General features: G+C 64.1%; 1 pseudogene. It reads left to right on the forward strand.

From position 1 onward, the window contains the following. Positions 1-312 (forward strand): annotated as a pseudogene (locus ACLQ3C_RS21600) (HNH endonuclease signature motif containing protein); the annotation flags it as partial.

Raw genomic sequence — 312 nt, forward strand, 5'->3', positions numbered from 1 at the left:
TGCAAACCCACCGGCGGAGTGTTACTGACCATACCCGCCGACACCCCGAAGCTGTCTGCGCTCGAGTTCATGGGGTCAGTCACGCCCGCCACCGCCAAAAGCATTGTGTTGCGACACCTCGATCACCATGATCGTCCGCGACCACAACGGAGTCCCCTTGAACGTCGGACGGGAGAAACGCCTGTTCACCCCCGGACAACGCAAAGCACTCCTCGTACGCGACCGATGCTGCGTGAATGCGGTGCGCCAGCAGCACGTACCCAAGCCCACCACCTCGCCCATTGGGCCGACGGCGGCGCCACCGACCTCGAC

Source organism: Gordonia sp. DT30, assembly GCF_049844915.1.
Lineage (GTDB): Bacteria > Actinomycetota > Actinomycetes > Mycobacteriales > Mycobacteriaceae > Gordonia.